Raw genomic sequence first — 16113 nt, forward strand, 5'->3', positions numbered from 1 at the left:
CTCCATATAAAACCAACTTGGTTTCCTTATCAGGGAGAGTGGATTACACAGACTTCTTGACACTACCTCTACTCGTGCCACCCGCCACCGTACTCGGTCGCCATCCTGCACCACTCGTGCCACGCCCCACCGTACTCGGTCGCCAGCCCGCACCACTCGGTCCGCCCGCCACCGCACTCGGTCGCCACCCCGCACCACTCGTGCCACCTGCCACCGTACTCGGTCGCCAGCCCGCTCTACTCAGGCCACCCGCCACCGCACTCGGGCCACACACCGCCCCACTCGGGCCATGCCCACCGCACCCCTCATCCATCCCATCCACTTTTTTGTTATAAATCAGACATCCCTGTTCATAGGTTTAAGAGTAGGACGCTGAGGTCCGTCCTATGGTAATGCATCGCAACAATTGATGATTCCAATTGGTAAAGAAGGGGGGAGAAGGATGAGATATTGCACGGAATGCGGCAGTGCCATGAGCCCGGAGTTGGGCTATTGTACGGAATGTGGGGCGAAAAAGGGAGCGGATGAGAAAGTTGATGGGACACCGGGTGCTCGGCAGGGGCGGGAGTCCCGGTCGGTAAACAGGCAACCGCCGGAACGTCCGCCACGGAAACCGATGACGAAGAAGCAGAAGCTCCTGCTTGGTGCGGCGGCGCTGCTTTTACTTTTGTTATTTGGTACCCATCAATTCCTGCAACATTATGTTGACCCGGTAAAGGATCTGCAGGCGATGGATGAAGCGGTCCGTTCCAGTAATGTGGAGGAATTTCTGCGTTATATCGACTTCGAGGACGGCACTCTGCTGGATGAGGCCAGTTATTTCGCCTACATAAAGGAGCAGGAGTGGGATGAGGTCAGGGATCGGTATCTGGAGCTGCTGGAAGTAGAGAAGGAGAACCCATCCCCGCTGGATCAGGTGCTTACCACCGATGATGGGGAGAAGCTGTTCATCGTGAAGAAGGATCCGCTGATTTTCAACTTGTATCCTAGATATTCCTTGGAGGCAGTACCGGGTGGCATTAGTCTTGAAGTGTTTATGGATGAAACAGAAGTCCATATTGGTGATCATACAGACACCCTGAATTCTGGCGGGCCGGCAGAGGAGATAGCTGTTTATCCTGGAACCTATCCAATTAAAGCCACCTCAGAGAATGATTATGGCGTGTTCACCTATGAAGACACAGTGGAAGTGACAGCTGAAGCAGTTCTTCCAATGCCGATCGAGTTTCAGACGGTGACTTATACACTGAACACGAATGTGCCCGAGGCGACATTGTTTGTCGATGGAGAGGATACAGGCAAGCGTTTGGAGGACCTGGAGGAAATCGGGCCGGTGCCTGCCGATCAGGAACTTGAACTGCATGCCGAGTGGGTCAATCCGGAAGGGGAGGCGCTCCGTGCAGAAGCAGAAGCGGGCTGGGGCAACAGCTATTCGTTTGCGTTTGAAGAAAGTGGAATGGCAGAAGAGGAGACGGCCTTTGCAGACATGAGTGAAGAGGGAGAAGAGGTGTCTGGGGAAGCGGAAGAGCGTGAAGCCGAGGAGGATGGATCTACTGATGAATTAGAGGCTGAAAATGAGGAAGGGCAGGAAGAGGAACGGGAAGCGAAAGAAACAGAAACTGCAACCATGGAGCTAGAGTCCGTTGATGCAGGGGATATTGTGCTCGTTTTCCGTGATGCCTATGAAAATGCGCTGAATCAGAAGAGCTTCAGCTTTATCGAACCATACATCCAAGGTGGAAGCCAGGCGGACAGTGATCTGCGAACCTATATCGCCGATCTCGAAAATACGGCTTTCCATTACGATTTCACCTCCAATCAAGTGCTGGAAGTAGAGGAGGTTGATGGGGAAACGGTGGCCGTCACCACGAATGAGCAGTTCACTTTCACCAATCATGAGGGGGAAGTGATTGACTATGACCGGGATAAAGAGTACACGCTTACTCGGGAAAACGGAACATATCGAATCACTGACATTGAATACCTGGAGACGAACCGGGACCGACAATAATAGAAAAGGAGTTTTGCCATCATGATTAGTTGTCCATCATGTCAGCATCAACAAGAGACTGGTAGATTCTGCGGGGCGTGCGGCGCGAATATGGAACAAGGGCCACAGCAGCAAGATGCCCCAGTTTCACCATCTCAGACGGTGCAGAGTGCTGCCGTGACAGGTTCTGCTGCAGAGGTACAGCCTTCAGCCGCTTCCAGCCAGGTGAAATATGCGCCCAGCGGCTATGGTTATTATTTTCTTGATGTACTCAAGAACCCGACCACTGCCTTCCGATCGGGGGAGAGCCATCTTGCCTACGGGTTGATTAATATTGCCTTGTTCCTGGTCACCTTTTCGCTGGCCGTCTATTTTCTGATCAGTTCCTTGGTCCAATCCATGTCCGGCTTTGTCGGCATCTTTGAGAGTGACATGGCTGCGATGGAAGTTCCGTTCTTTGGTGTCATGTTCCGTGTAGCATGGGTTGGCCTTATTTTTGCAGCTATTTCGTTTGTGAGTTCCGTCGTCATTGCGAAGCTTGCAAGAAGCCAAGCCACGTTCAAGGAGTTCACTGCCCAGTTTGGCGGTTTGTTTGTGCCATTTGCGGTCGTCGGGGTTGTGGCCATCTTGTCCGGTTTGGCAGGGTCCATTACCGTTACCTTGACACTTCTTCTACTCGCTCTGACCTTCATCACCTTCATCGTCCCGGTGGTTATGGTAGCAGAGAAAGGGAGAGGCACCACAGACCAGGGTGTCTACCTCAGCCTTGGTTCCTCCCTAATCGCCATGATTTTATCTTATATTGTTGTGAGGAATTATATTTTAGGGGCTATGGAGGGATTGAGTCAATGGGGAGAAATGTTCATGGGAGGAATGCTATAAAAAAGCTAAGACCAGCAGGATCGTCATGATGGTCCCGAGGAGCACCGACAATCCAATCCACCAATAGTTGTTGGCATCCGGCTCATTACGCAGCAGAGAATGATTGAAGGTGATGAATACGACAGCACAGAGGAACAAACTGATCACAGCTGCATGGAAATTGATCAGAAAAGCATCCCCCCAGCTGAACATCACCCAGAAATACAGATAAGCATAAAACGTAAAGACACCGATAACGGCATTCCCTATATAGAAGGAAATCTTTTTGATTAAGTTCACAGGTATCCTCCTCTCCTATACTTCGTCATATTATTGTACGGGGAAACTGGACCATTTGGTACAAGAAAAAGGTGCGCAGAATGACGTTCGTCTGCGCACCTTATTTTTAGGGATTTCTCTATTATTGTAAAACCGACCAGACATGTTGGTTACTCTTATATGGCTTCTTCCAACTCAACCACTTTCGAAAGTTTGATCTTGTTCCAGCCGTGAAATTCTCTTTCATCCAACTCCAGGCACGCCTTCTCCCGAGCCTTCTCTTGATCGGTGTCCACTGTCTCCACGTATACAGGTATTGATGATGCTGGATGATATGCCATCCATTCCCACTTTTTCACTATGACCTCTCCTTTTGTGGTTTGAAAAACAATTCCAATCTATTGTATAGAGCGGTGCATGATTTATCAACCATTTTTTTAAAGAGATGGGGCAGTTCATCCAGCATATTCTTCTGTCCCTGTTGCTGCATTCTTATATCCTCCTGTTTGATTCGAATTTCTCCTATATGCTTCTGTTTATGGAAAGGGGGGAGAAAAGCCGAATCACCATCAAGTCTACTATAATATCCATTATAGGGAATTTCATTTCTCAGCTCTCCTCTGCAATCACGCTCTTCGATGACAACAGCATCAGCCAGGTGGTAATGACGAATGGAATGGTCAATGCCGGCAGGCCGTACGGTGCGAGCATGATGGAAAATGCAGCAGTGATTGGGACAGTGAGTGCTGCACCGATCAGACCGTAGACGAACAGGAAGTTGGATGGGATCTGGTTGAATGTGTGGCAGACAGCAAGCGCTGCAAGGACAGCATTGTATCCATACATACCAAGGTGAATCTGTTCAGCCTCTGCACCGAGCAGGAGTGCCGTAATGAGAGCGACAAAGATGGATATCACCGTACTGGTACTTGCCCGTTTGCCTGCAAGGATGATGCCAAGAAGAATCAGCATGCCGGCAGTGGTAGAGTCCAGCAGGAAGATTTCACTGATGCTTTTGAAAAATGCAGCCATCCAGTCAATACTCCTATCAGGTGCAGCTTGCCAGTTCATCAGGCTCTGCGGCAACAGTTGATCACTCATCTTGACGGCCTCAAGCTTATAAGGGAACAGCAGGATCACCCATGCCGTGATATTGAATGGGAGGGTCAGCACCGGCAGATGGATGAAATACCTGTTCAGTGCGATTGTCACCATTGTCGACAATCCTGCGCCGAACAGTGCCAACAACCAAATGGAAGGACCGTCGAGAAAAATAAGGATTGCTATACTGGTAAGCACCGCATTATATCCCATCAGCCCGCTTTCAATAAACTCGCGGTCCTTGGTCAGTAGCAGGCCAATCCCCATGGCAATTACAACACCAAGGCCGGAAACGGCTGCATACTGCCAGGAGACTGTCAGAATTCCCAGGAAGATGAACAGGCCGGTTTTCCAATTGTCCAGGAGGATGACCTGGGAAAAGCTATGTAGGAAACTACGAAATAAATACCTTGTGGAGATTGGTTTCTGCATGTAATCTACCTTTCCGTCGGAATATGGACCTGAGGCAACGAATAGAAAGCTTAAGCGAAGGGATGCTTTCTATATGGACACTAGTATTTTCTAAGGAACACAGGGGAAGCGTCGAATAATGTACGGCGTATATAGTTCTGACAGGCCGTGAATACTTCCTCGATGTCCTGTGTGCGGTTGGCAAGCACCCTTAAGGACAGGCCTGGTACAGGCGTCCTTGAGAGGCCGAAGTTTATTTCCTTGTGGTCCACCAAGTCATGGAGACTTTCGATGATTCCGTCTGTCACAAACGGACTGATCATCATCATCGACCCGAGATGGCTGTAGCCTTCCATATGACCGTAGCTTGCCACATTCTTTTTATTCGGTTCCAGGACGAACCTGTCCATCACCTCCAGCTGACCGTCAATAAACACCTCATTGAGGACATCGACCTTGTCATAGCTGAAATGCTTACCACTTGGCGACCAACCTGGTGTGATGATGTCGGTCGAAAGCAGGGTGGCGCGAGGGTCCATATAGAACTGCTGGTGTTGTTGGTACACACCCTCCCGGTAGACGATCAGCGGGTCGGGCGTGTATTCCAGCAGACTGCCGGGCCCCAATGAGAACCGCCCATATTGGTAGGCATGGTCCCCTGGTGTTTTATACACCTTTGTGGCGGACTGGGTAGTGAGGATGGCGTATGCCTCCTCATTCAATCGGATATCCATCGAATAGGTATCACCACCCAGATATCCGCCGCCTGGGTTCAACAGGTAATAGGTCAGCTGTCCAGTATGATCCAGATAAATTGGCTGCATCACTTTGAATGCACCCTCGAAAAACACATTCTCCGAGACAGTTCTGTTTTGTTTCTGACTCAATTCCAGTTGGAGCTCACCCGTCCACGCCCTATTTCTGTCCAATACTTCCATATCAGACAATCCCTTGAAGCAGGACGTCGTTTTTGATCCAGTCAATGATTTCACCCAGTCCTTCTCCATCCTTCAAATTCGCAAAGACGAATGGTTTCTTCCCGCGGAATTCATTGGTATCACTGGCCATCACCTCGAGGTCGGCTCCGACGAAAGGCGCCAGGTCCGTCTTATTGATAATGAACAGGTCGGATTTAATCATACCTTGGCCGCCCTTCCTCGGAATTTTTTCCCCTTGGGCCACATCAATGATATAGATGGAGAAGTCGACAAGCTCCGGACTGAAAGTTGCTGCGAGATTATCGCCTCCACTTTCTATGAAGATCAGTTCCAGGTCAGTGAACCTTTCCGTCAGCTCATCAATCGCTGAAAAGTTCATCGAAGCGTCCTCACGAATAGCCGTATGTGGACAGCCCCCAGTCTCTACACCGATGATCCGGTCGGAATCCATTACACCGCTTTTCATCAGGATTTTCGCATCTTCTTTTGTATAGATATCATTGGTGATTGCTGCCATCTCGACTTTCCCCGTCAGTTCCTTTACCACTTTTTCAACCAGCATGGTTTTTCCAGCCCCGACCGGGCCGCCAATGCCTATTTTGATTGGTTCCATTATTTTTGCCCCTTTCTAAGACATAAAGATTCGTACTTTCACATGTTCATGTTTCATCTGGGAGATTTCGAGACCAGGAGAGACAATGCCGAATTCATCCATCGACAAGTCTCCTATTTCATTAGCCAGCTCTACCAGCTGTTCCCGGTTCTCATGCATGATCAATTGCCCCGCAGTCTGCCCCAGCGGAATGGAACGGACAGCATTCTGGACAAGGTTGGAAAGGAGGGAGTAGAGATAGAATGCCAGCCCCTCTTGCTGCCTCGCCCCAAAGTGGTGTGCAATCATGGCGAATACGACCGCTCCATGGCCGAAGGAGGTTTTCTCCCTCAGCCGCTGTTGATAGATTTCCAATGTTTGATCATCATAAAGGGAGCGGGCAAGCTTAAGCATCCGGTCACCCATCTGCATATTTCCTTCCCTTGTTTCCTTCGGGAGGTTCTGGGCATGCAGGAGACGGTCTGCATACCATACTTGTTCCAAATCGTTCAATTCCAGTGCTTCTGTGACAAGTTTGAATGCCAGCCCCTCGTTATATTTAACCTGTTCAGTAAAATAGGTGAAGAGCCACTGCTGGAAACTATTTTTATCGGATACGACGCCTTCCTGGATATAGGTTTCCAATCCGTAAGAATGGCTGAATCCTCCAATAGGAAAATTGGAATCACATAACTGGAAGAAGGTCAGCAGCCGCTCAGTCATGGCTGTGTCCTATATGCTTGAAGGCTTCTTTCAGCTTGCGCTCTTCCCGTATGTAGGAAATACCCATGTCCTTTAGCAGTTCCTCCACGAGATAATCATATTGGACAATCATCTCATCTCCTTCGAATTGAGCCGGCAGATGGCGGTTTCCCAGCTGGTGGGCGATAACACCCATCTCATGGATGCCGTTCGGCTGGATGGCAATCACGTCATCCCGGAACAGGTCGATATAGATGATATTCCGTTCATCGTGGAACAGTACGTCTCCCTGTTGGAGCGGTTTCCGTTCGTTCAACGAAATGCCGATCTCCTTTCCATGATCCGTCTGCACACGTTGAATCCGTTTCAGCAGGTCATCGCTTTCCAGGTACACCTTTTCCTTATGCAACGCATCCAGTTCAGCGGGTTCGATGTCCTGGATATTCTTATCAATTTTTTCCACTAGCATATCCTTCACCTCTAAAATAAAAAGTATCTTTGTCCCATTGAAATTTCTTCTAGTGGTTCACATGAAACGAGTTCGCCGTCCACTTTCACTTCATAGGTTTCAGGGTCGACCTCGATTTTCGGTGTATCATTGTTGAGCTTCATATCCTTTTTAGTGATCTGCCGGATATCTTTCACTGGCAGCAGCTCCTTCTCCAATTGCAGCTCTTCCTTCAATCCTCGGTCATAAGCGATTTTGGAGACGAACGTAGCAGAGGTTCGCTTGACTGCTTTCCCGTCCGCCGCATACATCGGGCGGTAGATGACCGGTTGGGGTGTGGGGATGGATGCGTTGGCATCCCCCATCAGGCTCTCCACGATAGCTCCTCCTTTGATGACCAGTTCCGGTTTGACTCCGAAAAAGTCCGCCGGCCATAACACGAGATCCGCCATTTTTCCGACTTCGACGGAGCCGACATAGTCGGAAATTCCATGGGTGATGGCAGGATTGATGGTGTATTTAGCTACATAGCGTTTGACGCGGTTATTATCCGCCTGTTCCGTATCACCCTCCAAAATTCCGCGTTGTTGCTTCATTTTATCTGCTGCTTGCCACGTTCTCAGAACAACTTCTCCGACGCGCCCCATTGCCTGGGCATCTGAACTGATGATGCTGAATACGCCCATGTCATGCAGGATGTCTTCTGCGGCAATAGTCTCTTTCCTGATCCGGGAATCAGCGAAGGCCACGTCCTCCGGAATAGAAGGGCTCAAGTGGTGGCAGACCATCAGCATATCCACATGCTCGGCAATCGTATTAACGGTGTATGGCATGGTCGGATTGGTCGAGGATGGGATGACATTCGGGTATTGAGCGGTCTTGATGATGTCAGGCGCATGCCCGCCGCCTGCTCCTTCCGTATGATACATATGGATGACGCGATCTTTCAGGGCGCTGACGGTATTTTCCACAAAACCACCCTCATTCAGCGTATCGGCATGCAGGGCAACCTGGATATCGTACTTGTCAGCAATCGTGAGTGCATGGTCGATGGCCGAGGATGTTGCCCCCCAGTCTTCATGAATTTTCAACCCGACTGCGCCAGCTTCGATCTGTTCGGCGAGCGGCTGCAAGGTTGCTGCTTGTCCTTTTCCTAAGAAACCGATATTTACCGGATAGTCCTCTGCGGCCTCGATCATTCTCTGGATATGCCACTTTCCGGGTGTTACGGTTGTCGCTTTCGATCCGGTGGATGGACCAGTGCCGCCGCCGATCATTGTAGTCAATCCGGAAGCGAGCGCCGTCTCGATCTGTTGGGGAGTGATGAAATGCACATGGGCATCAATCCCGCCGGCCGTGACAATTTTGCCTTCTGCTCCGATGATTTCGGTGGATGCTCCAATGGTAATATCGACATCATCCATGATCAGGCTGTTGCCGCTTTTGCCAATGCCACAGATGTTTCCGTCCTTGATGCCGATATCCGCCTTATAGATCCCTGTATAGTCGATGATGACAGCATTTGTCAGAACCGTGTCCGCTGCTTCTTCCTCGGTAGCAAGCGGGTGCTGCCCCATACCGTCGCGAATCACCTTCCCACCCCCGAAGACCACTTCATCCCCGTAGGACGTATAGTCCTTTTCAATCTCCACGATCAGGCCCGTATCTGCGAGGCGAACGCGATCTCCGGTGGTTGGTCCATACATTTCTGCATATTGTCTCCGGGCCATGTTATAACTCATTCAGCACCATCCTCTCAATAGAGCCATCTGTCCGATTGTTGAACCCATATACCTTCCGCTCCCCAACATAGTCGACCAGCTCGACTGTCTTTTCATCCCCTGGTTCCAGCCGTACCGCAGTGCCTGCTGGGATATTGAGCCGTTTGCCGAAAGCATCTTCGCGATCAAATAGGACCATAGGGTTGATCTCATAGAAATGAAAATGGGATCCGACCTGCACTGGCCGGTCTCCTGTGTTAGTTACACTAACATGAGTGACGTCTCTTCCTTCATTAATCCTTATTCCGTCTGCTTCTTTTGGAAAAATTTCACCTGGTATCACAGCGGCACCTCCTATTTAATTGGACTATGAACGGTCACCAGCTTCGTTCCATCAGGAAACGTCGCTTCCACTTGCACATCTTTTACCATCTCCGGCACCCCGTCCATCACATCTTCTCGTGAAAGGATAGTGGTCCCATATTGCATCAGTTCAGCTACACTACTTCCATTCCTCGCACCTTCCAGCAGCTCATACGTGATCAGCGCTACACTTTCGGGATGGTTCAATTTCAATCCTCTTTCCATCCGTCTTCGGGCCAGATCAGCAGCGACTACAACCATGAGTTTTTCTTGTTCTCTAGGCAGCAGATTCATATTATCCCTCCCTTTTGATTTTTCAGATTATTAACTATATCAGGTAGTTTACCATATAATGTCAGGTTATGTAACATAAAATGTATTAAAAGTTACAAAAACTTTCGGTTCACTTGGGAAAAGGACTGGGGAGAGGCCGGAATGAGTGGGGAGAGATGTAAGCTAAGCGACAGGGCCTTAAGGCCACCAAGCGCGCATTCCCTAACACCTTCCCTGCGTGGTACAATAGGAGTAGATTTTTAGTATGCAAGAGTCGCAGCAGATGTTGCTTTTTATAGAGAATGACGGTCCAGAAAGGGAGGGGCGAAAGATGAAAATTTTCCATACGGCAGATTGGCATTTGGGCAAGCTGGTACAGGGAGTTTATATGACAGAGGATCAGGGTGAGGTCCTGAGGCAGTTCGTCGAAGCGGTGGAGGAAGAGAAACCGGACGCAGTGATTGTAGCCGGTGATCTTTACGACCGGGCAGTGCCTCCGATTGAGGCGGTGCATTTGCTGGATGAGGTGCTGGAGAAGCTGGTGCTAAAGCTGAACGTGCCGGTACTGGCGGTTGCGGGGAACCATGACAGCCCGAGCCGATTGAATTTCGGCAGCAGGATCATGAAGGATAATGGCTATCATGTCGTCGGAAATCTGACAGAGGATTTGGAGCCCGTCCGGTTGGCGGACGAGCATGGCGAGGTGCATTTCCATCTGGTGCCATATTGTGATCCGAGTGTTGTACGGAATGTACTCGGTGATGAAGCAGTGCGCAGCCATAATGACGCAATGAACGCGATCATCGGGCGAATCAGGCCGAAGATGGACCCGGAAGCGCGGCATGTGTTCGTCGGGCATGCGTTTGTGACGCCTTACGGGGAAGAGGAAGAGAATACGAGTGAGTCAGAGCGGCCGCTGTCCATCGGCGGATCCGAGTACGTGGACGCCCATCATTTTGAAGACTTCCATTACACGGCACTCGGACACCTGCATCAGGCCCATTATGTCCTGAACGAGACGGTCCGCTATGCCGGGTCGCCGCTGAAATATTCCATCTCCGAGGAGCATCATCGGAAGGGCTACTTTGTCGTAGAGATGGATGAAAAAGGAAATGTCACGACGGAGAAACGGTTCCTCTTCCCGAGCCGGGATATGCGCACGGTCGAAGCGGATCTCGAGGAAATTTTGACCTATCCGGTGAGTGAGGATTATGTGTTTGTCCGCCTGACGGACGAGACACCGGTCCTGTCACCGATGGAAAAAATCCGGTCGGTTTTCCCGAACGCGATGCATGTGGAGCGGAAGCACTTCCAGTCCATAGCCAAGCAAACAGAAGACGGCATGGAAAAAGTCGAGCGGACGAAAATGAGTGACATGGAGTTGTTCCGTGCTTTCTATCAGGAAGTGAAAGGCGAGGAAGCGAGTGCCGAAACAGAGGAGATTTTCCGGGAAGTGCTGGATGATCTGTTGAAGGAAGAGAATGAGACAAAGGATGCAGGCAGGGAAAAATCTGTTACCAATGAAGCCTAAGGGGAGGAGAAATTGCAGTGAAACCATTAAAACTGACCATGACGGCATTCGGGCCGTATAAGGATACCGAGACGGTGGATTTCTCCGATCTGAAGGAGAACCGCCTGTTTGTCATTTCCGGAAACACCGGCGCCGGCAAGACGACGATCTTTGACGGAATCTGTTTCGCCCTGTACGGCTCAGCCAGTGGCCAAGACCGTGACCAGACCATGATGCTCCGGAGTGATTTTGCCGATGATGCCGTACATACAGCGGTCGAGCTGGAGTTTGAGCTTGGTAGCAGAATCTACCGGGTGCTGCGGCAGCTTGGCCATGTGAAAAAAGGGAACAAGTCCAAGACCGGGGAAAAGTACGAATTCTATGAGAAACTGCCGGACGGAGAAAAGCCATGTGTGGACAGGCAGATTGTTTCAGAGATTGATAAGAAGGTAGAGGCGCTGATCGGGCTCACCAAGGAGCAGTTCCGCCAAATTGTGATGCTGCCACAGGGGGAATTCCGCAAGTTGTTGACCTCTCAAACAGAGAACAAGGAAGAGATACTGAGGCGCTTGTTCAAGACCGAACCATACAAAAAAATCGGTGAAGGTCTCCGGGAGAAGAAGGCTGCAGCAGAAAAAGTCTTCCAGAAGGCAGAACAGCAGCGGGATCAGTTTGTGAGCCGTTTGAAGGCAGCTTTGCCAGAGCGTGAGGATTCTGAGCTTTTCCAACTGCTTGCGGGTGAGCATTATAACGAAAATCAGCTGCTGGCAGGTCTCGAAACAGAGATTGCCTATTATGAGAAACGGGTTGCTGTGGACAAGGAGACCTATGAAAAGGCCTATCAGCAGCATGATCAGAAGCAGAATGAGTTCCATCAAGCCAAAGCCTTGAATGAGAGTTTTGACAACCTGGAGAAGAAAAGCCAGCAGCTGAAAGAGATGAACGAACAGGTTCCTCTTTTTCAACAAAAGGAAAAACAGCTGGCAGAAGCGGAACGGGCGGAAGGCATTTCACCATATGAAAAGCAGGCCGAGGAACGTCGCCAGGAAGAAAAGGCGAAAATAGATGCATGGACCAACGCAGAAGCAGCGAAGAAGACGGCCGTAGAGATGTTGGAAAAAGTGGAACAGCGCTACCGTGAAGAAGAGGCGAAGGAAAAGGACCGGGAGGCGTTGAGAAAGAAGCTCGACCAGCTGCAGGAATTCATGCCGATGGTCAAAGAGATGGATGAACGCAAACGGAAGATGGAACAACTGCAGAAGACCGCCGAGAAGCAGGAAGCAGATTTGCACAAGCTTCAGAAAGATAAGCAGGAGAAGAAGCAGCAGGCAGACCAGCAGCAGGAGCAGATCAACCAGCTGGACCGGGCCGTAAACGAATTGCCGGACAAGCAGCAGACGCTGAATGGTATGAGGGAGAAAGTCCGTGTTGTACAGGCATTGCTGAAAACAGGCAAAGAGCATCAGAAATGGCAAAAAGAGGTGGAGCAGAAGCAGTCGGTTTTTGAACAGGCGGATAAAGCTTATAAAGAACTGGAAAGCCGCTGGCTGGAAGACCAGGCAAGCATCCTGGCAGGACACCTCCATGACGGGGAGGCGTGCCCGGTCTGTGGCAGTACCGAACATCCAGCCAAAGCATCCGCCGCAACGGCAAGTGTGACAAAGGAAGAGCTGGAACAACGACGGAAAGAGCTCAGTGAAAAGGAGCGTGTGTATCGCGATGCGGCTGCCTCCTTGCAGATGAATGAGCGGCAGATGGAAGAGCATGCACAGGAAGCACTGGATTATGGCGTTGAAAAGCAGGAGGCCAACATCGTCTATCATCAGCTGGTCGAGGATGGCAAGAAGCTGGACCAGGAGGTGAAAGGCCTTCAGGAGAAGCGGCAGCAGCTCAGCCAGTTGAAAGAGGCCCATGAGAAGCTGAATGAAGCAGTGCGCAAGCTCGAGGGGCAGGAGGAAAGTCTGGCGAAGGCCAGCCAGGAAGCCACCACCGCCTATCAGACAGAGAAAGCGGTATATGAGGACAGGCTCCAGAGCATTCCCGAAGAAATACGTACCTTGTCTGTGCTGGAAAAGCAGATAGCGGAAACGGAAAAAGCGAAAACAGAGCTGGAACAGGCCTGGGAACGAGTCCAAACGGAAATGCAGCAGGCCAAGGAACAGCAGACCAAAGCAATGTCCAATTTGGAGCATGCCGAGAGCCAGAAGAAGGAAGCGGAAGAAAAACATGCCCACGCGGTTTCACAGCTGGATGAAGAGCTGAAAAGGGTCGGGTTCCCCGATATGCAAGCCTATCAAGAAGCAAAACTCTCCGCGGCTGATCGTGAGCAGCTTTCCAAGCGGATAGAAGAGTTCAAACAGAACCGTTCTACGTTGGAACAGCAGGTGAAAGAGCTCGAGGAAAGTCTGAAAGAGAAGACGCGCATGGATCTGACAGCCATCCAGGAGCAGCTGGAACAGTTGAAACAAGCATATGAATCGGCTTGGAAGACATGGAACCAGTCCATGGAACACCACAAAGAAGCGGCTGCCTTAAAAGAAAAAATCATGGAGGCAGGCGCACAGGTACGGGAAGCAGAGAAAAAGCTCGGCACGATCAGCGATCTATATGATATGATCCGTGGACAGAACAGCCGCAAGATTTCGTTCGAACGTTACCTGCAGATGGAATACTTGGAGCAGATCATCGATGCGGCCAACCATCGGCTCAATCGCCTGTCCAATGGGCAGTTCTATCTGAGCCGCAGTGACCGCCAGGAAGCAAATGGCCGGCAGAGCGGATTGGCACTTGATGTCTATGACGCATACACCGGGCAGACCAGAGACGTGAAGACCCTGTCCGGCGGGGAAAAGTTCAATGCATCCTTATGCCTTGCGCTCGGAATGTCCGATGTCATCCAAAGCTTCCAGGGGAACATCTCCATGGAAACGATGTTCATCGACGAAGGCTTCGGCACCTTGGATGAGGAAGCACTCAACAAAGCAATCGATGCCCTTGTCGACCTGCAGCAGTCGGGCCGCATGATCGGTGTCATCTCCCATGTCCAGGAACTCAAATCCATCTTTCCGGCAGTCCTGGAAGTAGAGAAGACAAAAGAAGGGTTCAGTGAGACGAAGTTTGTGTTGAAGTAGTTGGGGAGCTTGATGGCTCACTTGGATTACAGAGTGATACGGTAAACAAGGGAGATCATAGAGCAGCAAGGAATCAAAATAAAGCCATACCTGCCGTCTGTTCAAAGGGAGTGGTATACTTCTTTTGGCAAGACGGAGAGAATGGTGAGGAGAAGTGTAGGATTAAACTGCAAAAGGAGTGTGTTCAAGATGGTTGGAGTAGAATTGGATATGGTGGTAAAAGACAGCTTGAAAGCATTGGAATTGTACGAGAATATATTTGATATCGAGCGGGTGGAGGTCTCAAACTTTCCTCGTGGGGAAAATGAGGCGGTTTTCACCCTATACGACGTCCATTTTCATATGTTGGATGAAAACCCGGACTTCCATTTGATCGCACCAAGCCCGGACGACCCTAAGACCAGCTGGGTCAATGTTACAGTCCCAGACATCAAGGACACTTACGCAAAGGCGATGGAGTTGGGCTGTACAGAGATTCAACCAGTGACAGAAATTCCTGACTATGGGTTGTCGAATGCCATATTCATGGACCCTTTCGGATATGTATGGATGCTTCATCAAATACATAAAAAGGTCAGTCATGAAGAACGTTTACAGCTTTGGGAGGAAAGAAAAGAGAAGAAAGAGTAGTGGGCGCTAAAGGCCAACCTTCCCAAACAACACGATGCGTTTCTGGAAAATCCAGAAGAGCATTTTTCTTAACAAATCATTGACTTTGCGGAATAGTATGAAATGGGGGATGAATTTGTTAAACATTACCAGAATCATATCAGCACTCATCGGAGGCGCTTTAGCCATTTACGGGCTGGCCACAGGAAATACACATCTCATGCCATATATGATGTTTTTTCTGGGAGTAATGCTTTTGGCTATGGGGACATCGGAGATCAAAAAGGAAAAAAGGCTCATAGGCTATAGTAGTGTCATTGTTTCATTTTTGGTTTTCTCTGTTGCCGTAGAAGGTTTCTTATATAATCTTACCAGCTGAAAGTTGGAGAGGACTGTTGTTCAATCAGGGTGGCTAGTTCAACAAGAAATAATTGGAGGCGATTACTTGAGGAAATGGTTTCTTGTTATTGGTTTATTTATGGCCTTATCCTCTTTATCAGCTTGTTCTTCAGAGCCCTCTCTTAAACTAGTAGACGCCAAGGTTGATATTGTTAAAGATAAAAATCTGCTTGGGTCAATTGGGATAACAGAAGGGGAGAGGAAGGGAGAGGAGTTAATACCGACAGCTTTGTATTACGAATTCACGATGGAAAATACCAGTAATAAAACAGTAGGTACCCGAGAAGTCGATAGAGGAATCCGACTGAAGATTGAACCTAAAGAAAAACTGAAATCAGTGTCAGAAGATATCATAGGCTTCAATATCTATCATCCTGAAGATTATTATGAAAGTGGCGTAGGTTTCGGTCAAAGTTTTGTATCTGTTCTACGATCTGACCAAAAGGGTGCGTATACTCTCTACTATGAATTAGGGGTAAGCGAGGAAAATGTTCAAGTTCCACTTCTTGTACCTTCCCAAGAAAAACTGGATATACTGGAGAAGTATTCATTTAATGCCTTTCTGGTTGTAACCGCAGAAAATCACGAAATAGCAAGATTTGATTTGGACAAATTCACCCCCTAATGAGAGGCAGCATGGGATAAATATATGTGAACAAGTGGGGTGCTATTGCTGAAAGTGCTGCAGTCGCAGTTTTATTAATGAAGCAAGGTTGACTAACGAAGAATCGAATGGAAACAGCAGAACTGATACCGTGCGTCACGGGGCAAAGTTTCCATAACAA

Annotated in this window: 18 protein-coding genes; 7 read left to right on the forward strand and 11 right to left on the reverse strand. The window is 49.5% G+C overall.

Going from position 1 to position 16113, the window contains the following annotated elements:
- Nucleotides 1–442: 442 nt before the first annotated feature.
- Both ACFOGI_RS05875 and ACFOGI_RS05880 read left to right on the forward strand, forming a co-directional pair.
- Complete coding sequence (locus tag ACFOGI_RS05875) at nt 443–2011, forward strand: TcaA NTF2-like domain-containing protein (RefSeq protein WP_390269871.1); 1569 nt, start codon at nt 443–445, stop codon at nt 2009–2011.
- A 21-nt stretch (nt 2012–2032) separates the two neighbouring features.
- Entirely contained in the window at nt 2033–2872 is an 840-nt protein-coding gene (locus ACFOGI_RS05880) for a hypothetical protein (protein ID WP_390269874.1), read from the forward strand.
- Here ACFOGI_RS05880 and ACFOGI_RS05885 read toward each other — a convergent pair.
- The 11 genes from ACFOGI_RS05885 to ACFOGI_RS05935 form a co-directional block, all read right to left on the reverse strand.
- Entirely contained in the window at nt 2867–3151 is a 285-nt protein-coding gene (locus tag ACFOGI_RS05885; protein ID WP_390269877.1) for a hypothetical protein, read from the reverse strand. The two genes, ACFOGI_RS05880 and ACFOGI_RS05885, sit on opposite strands and share 6 nt — an antisense overlap.
- 155 nt (nt 3152–3306) lie before the next feature.
- Nucleotides 3307–3489 carry a hypothetical protein gene (locus ACFOGI_RS05890; RefSeq protein WP_390269880.1) on the reverse strand — a complete coding sequence of 61 codons (183 nt, stop codon included), beginning with the start codon at nt 3487–3489 and terminating at the stop codon, nt 3307–3309.
- Complete coding sequence (locus tag ACFOGI_RS05895) at nt 3489–3620, reverse strand: hypothetical protein (RefSeq protein WP_390269883.1); 132 nt, start codon at nt 3618–3620, stop codon at nt 3489–3491. Before ACFOGI_RS05895 ends, ACFOGI_RS05890 begins: the two co-directional genes overlap by 1 nt.
- 119 nt (nt 3621–3739) lie before the next feature.
- The gene (locus ACFOGI_RS05900; protein ID WP_390269886.1) at nt 3740–4663 is read right to left on the reverse strand and encodes an urea transporter; all 924 of its coding nucleotides are present in this window, start codon (nt 4661–4663) and stop codon (nt 3740–3742) included.
- A gap of 80 nt (nt 4664–4743) precedes the next feature.
- Nucleotides 4744–5634, reverse strand: coding sequence for an urease accessory protein UreD (locus ACFOGI_RS05905; RefSeq protein WP_390269889.1), 891 nt, complete (start codon nt 5632–5634; stop codon nt 4744–4746).
- The gene (ureG, locus tag ACFOGI_RS05910; RefSeq protein ID WP_390270110.1) at nt 5582–6196 is read right to left on the reverse strand and encodes an urease accessory protein UreG; all 615 of its coding nucleotides are present in this window, start codon (nt 6194–6196) and stop codon (nt 5582–5584) included. Before ureG ends, ACFOGI_RS05905 begins: the two co-directional genes overlap by 53 nt.
- 12 nt (nt 6197–6208) lie before the next feature.
- Nucleotides 6209–6895 (reverse strand): urease accessory protein UreF, encoded by a 687-nt coding sequence (locus ACFOGI_RS05915; protein WP_390269892.1) that lies wholly within the window; start codon nt 6893–6895, stop codon nt 6209–6211.
- A complete protein-coding gene (locus tag ACFOGI_RS05920) occupies nt 6888–7343 on the reverse strand; it encodes an urease accessory protein UreE (protein WP_390269895.1) in 456 nt (151 codons plus the stop codon). Before ACFOGI_RS05920 ends, ACFOGI_RS05915 begins: the two co-directional genes overlap by 8 nt.
- An 11-nt stretch (nt 7344–7354) precedes the next feature.
- Complete coding sequence (ureC, locus tag ACFOGI_RS05925; protein ID WP_390269898.1) at nt 7355–9064, reverse strand: urease subunit alpha; 1710 nt, start codon at nt 9062–9064, stop codon at nt 7355–7357.
- Nucleotides 9054–9386, reverse strand: a complete 333-nt coding sequence (locus tag ACFOGI_RS05930; RefSeq protein ID WP_390269901.1) for an urease subunit beta — start codon at nt 9384–9386, stop codon at nt 9054–9056. Before ACFOGI_RS05930 ends, ureC begins: the two co-directional genes overlap by 11 nt.
- Before the next feature lie 11 nt (nt 9387–9397).
- Complete coding sequence (locus tag ACFOGI_RS05935) at nt 9398–9700, reverse strand: urease subunit gamma (RefSeq protein ID WP_390269904.1); 303 nt, start codon at nt 9698–9700, stop codon at nt 9398–9400.
- A 310-nt stretch (nt 9701–10010) separates the two neighbouring features.
- Between ACFOGI_RS05935 and ACFOGI_RS05940 the strand changes: the two genes are divergently transcribed.
- From ACFOGI_RS05940 to ACFOGI_RS05960, 5 genes are all read left to right on the forward strand, one after another.
- Complete coding sequence (locus tag ACFOGI_RS05940) at nt 10011–11210, forward strand: exonuclease SbcCD subunit D (RefSeq protein WP_390269907.1); 1200 nt, start codon at nt 10011–10013, stop codon at nt 11208–11210.
- 17 nt (nt 11211–11227) lie between these two features.
- Nucleotides 11228–14320, forward strand: a complete 3093-nt coding sequence (locus ACFOGI_RS05945; RefSeq protein ID WP_390269910.1) for an AAA family ATPase — start codon at nt 11228–11230, stop codon at nt 14318–14320.
- 189 nt (nt 14321–14509) lie between these two features.
- Nucleotides 14510–14950, forward strand: coding sequence for a VOC family protein (locus ACFOGI_RS05950; protein WP_390269913.1), 441 nt, complete (start codon nt 14510–14512; stop codon nt 14948–14950).
- Between the two features lie 109 nt (nt 14951–15059).
- Entirely contained in the window at nt 15060–15308 is a 249-nt protein-coding gene (locus tag ACFOGI_RS05955) for a DUF3953 domain-containing protein (RefSeq protein WP_390269916.1), read from the forward strand.
- Nucleotides 15309–15374: 66 nt separating this feature from the next.
- Nucleotides 15375–15953, forward strand: a complete 579-nt coding sequence (locus tag ACFOGI_RS05960) for a hypothetical protein (RefSeq protein WP_390269919.1) — start codon at nt 15375–15377, stop codon at nt 15951–15953.
- Nucleotides 15954–16113: the final 160 nt, after the last annotated feature.

It is taken from the genome of Virgibacillus xinjiangensis (assembly GCF_042643145.1).
GTDB classification, from domain to species: Bacteria; Bacillota; Bacilli; order Bacillales; family Amphibacillaceae; genus Virgibacillus_O; species Virgibacillus_O xinjiangensis.

What these genes read in the sequence shown, in the direction of transcription:
- ACFOGI_RS05875 (WP_390269871.1), top strand. Translation starts at nt 443, where the DNA reads ATGAGATATTGCACGGAATGCGGCAGTGCCATGAGCCCGGAGTTGGGC.
- ACFOGI_RS05880 (WP_390269874.1), top strand. Translation starts at nt 2,033, where the DNA reads ATGATTAGTTGTCCATCATGTCAGCATCAACAAGAGACTGGTAGATTC.
- ACFOGI_RS05895 (WP_390269883.1), bottom strand. Translation starts at nt 3,620, where the DNA reads ATGCAGCAACAGGGACAGAAGAATATGCTGGATGAACTGCCCCATCTC.
- ACFOGI_RS05900 (WP_390269886.1), bottom strand. Translation starts at nt 4,663, where the DNA reads ATGCAGAAACCAATCTCCACAAGGTATTTATTTCGTAGTTTCCTACAT.
- ACFOGI_RS05915 (WP_390269892.1), bottom strand. Translation starts at nt 6,895, where the DNA reads ATGACTGAGCGGCTGCTGACCTTCTTCCAGTTATGTGATTCCAATTTT.
- ACFOGI_RS05920 (WP_390269895.1), bottom strand. Translation starts at nt 7,343, where the DNA reads ATGCTAGTGGAAAAAATTGATAAGAATATCCAGGACATCGAACCCGCT.
- ureC (WP_390269898.1), bottom strand. Translation starts at nt 9,064, where the DNA reads ATGAGTTATAACATGGCCCGGAGACAATATGCAGAAATGTATGGACCA.
- ACFOGI_RS05935 (WP_390269904.1), bottom strand. Translation starts at nt 9,700, where the DNA reads ATGAATCTGCTGCCTAGAGAACAAGAAAAACTCATGGTTGTAGTCGCT.
- ACFOGI_RS05940 (WP_390269907.1), top strand. Translation starts at nt 10,011, where the DNA reads ATGAAAATTTTCCATACGGCAGATTGGCATTTGGGCAAGCTGGTACAG.
- ACFOGI_RS05950 (WP_390269913.1), top strand. Translation starts at nt 14,510, where the DNA reads ATGGTTGGAGTAGAATTGGATATGGTGGTAAAAGACAGCTTGAAAGCA.
- ACFOGI_RS05955 (WP_390269916.1), top strand. Translation starts at nt 15,060, where the DNA reads ATGAATTTGTTAAACATTACCAGAATCATATCAGCACTCATCGGAGGC.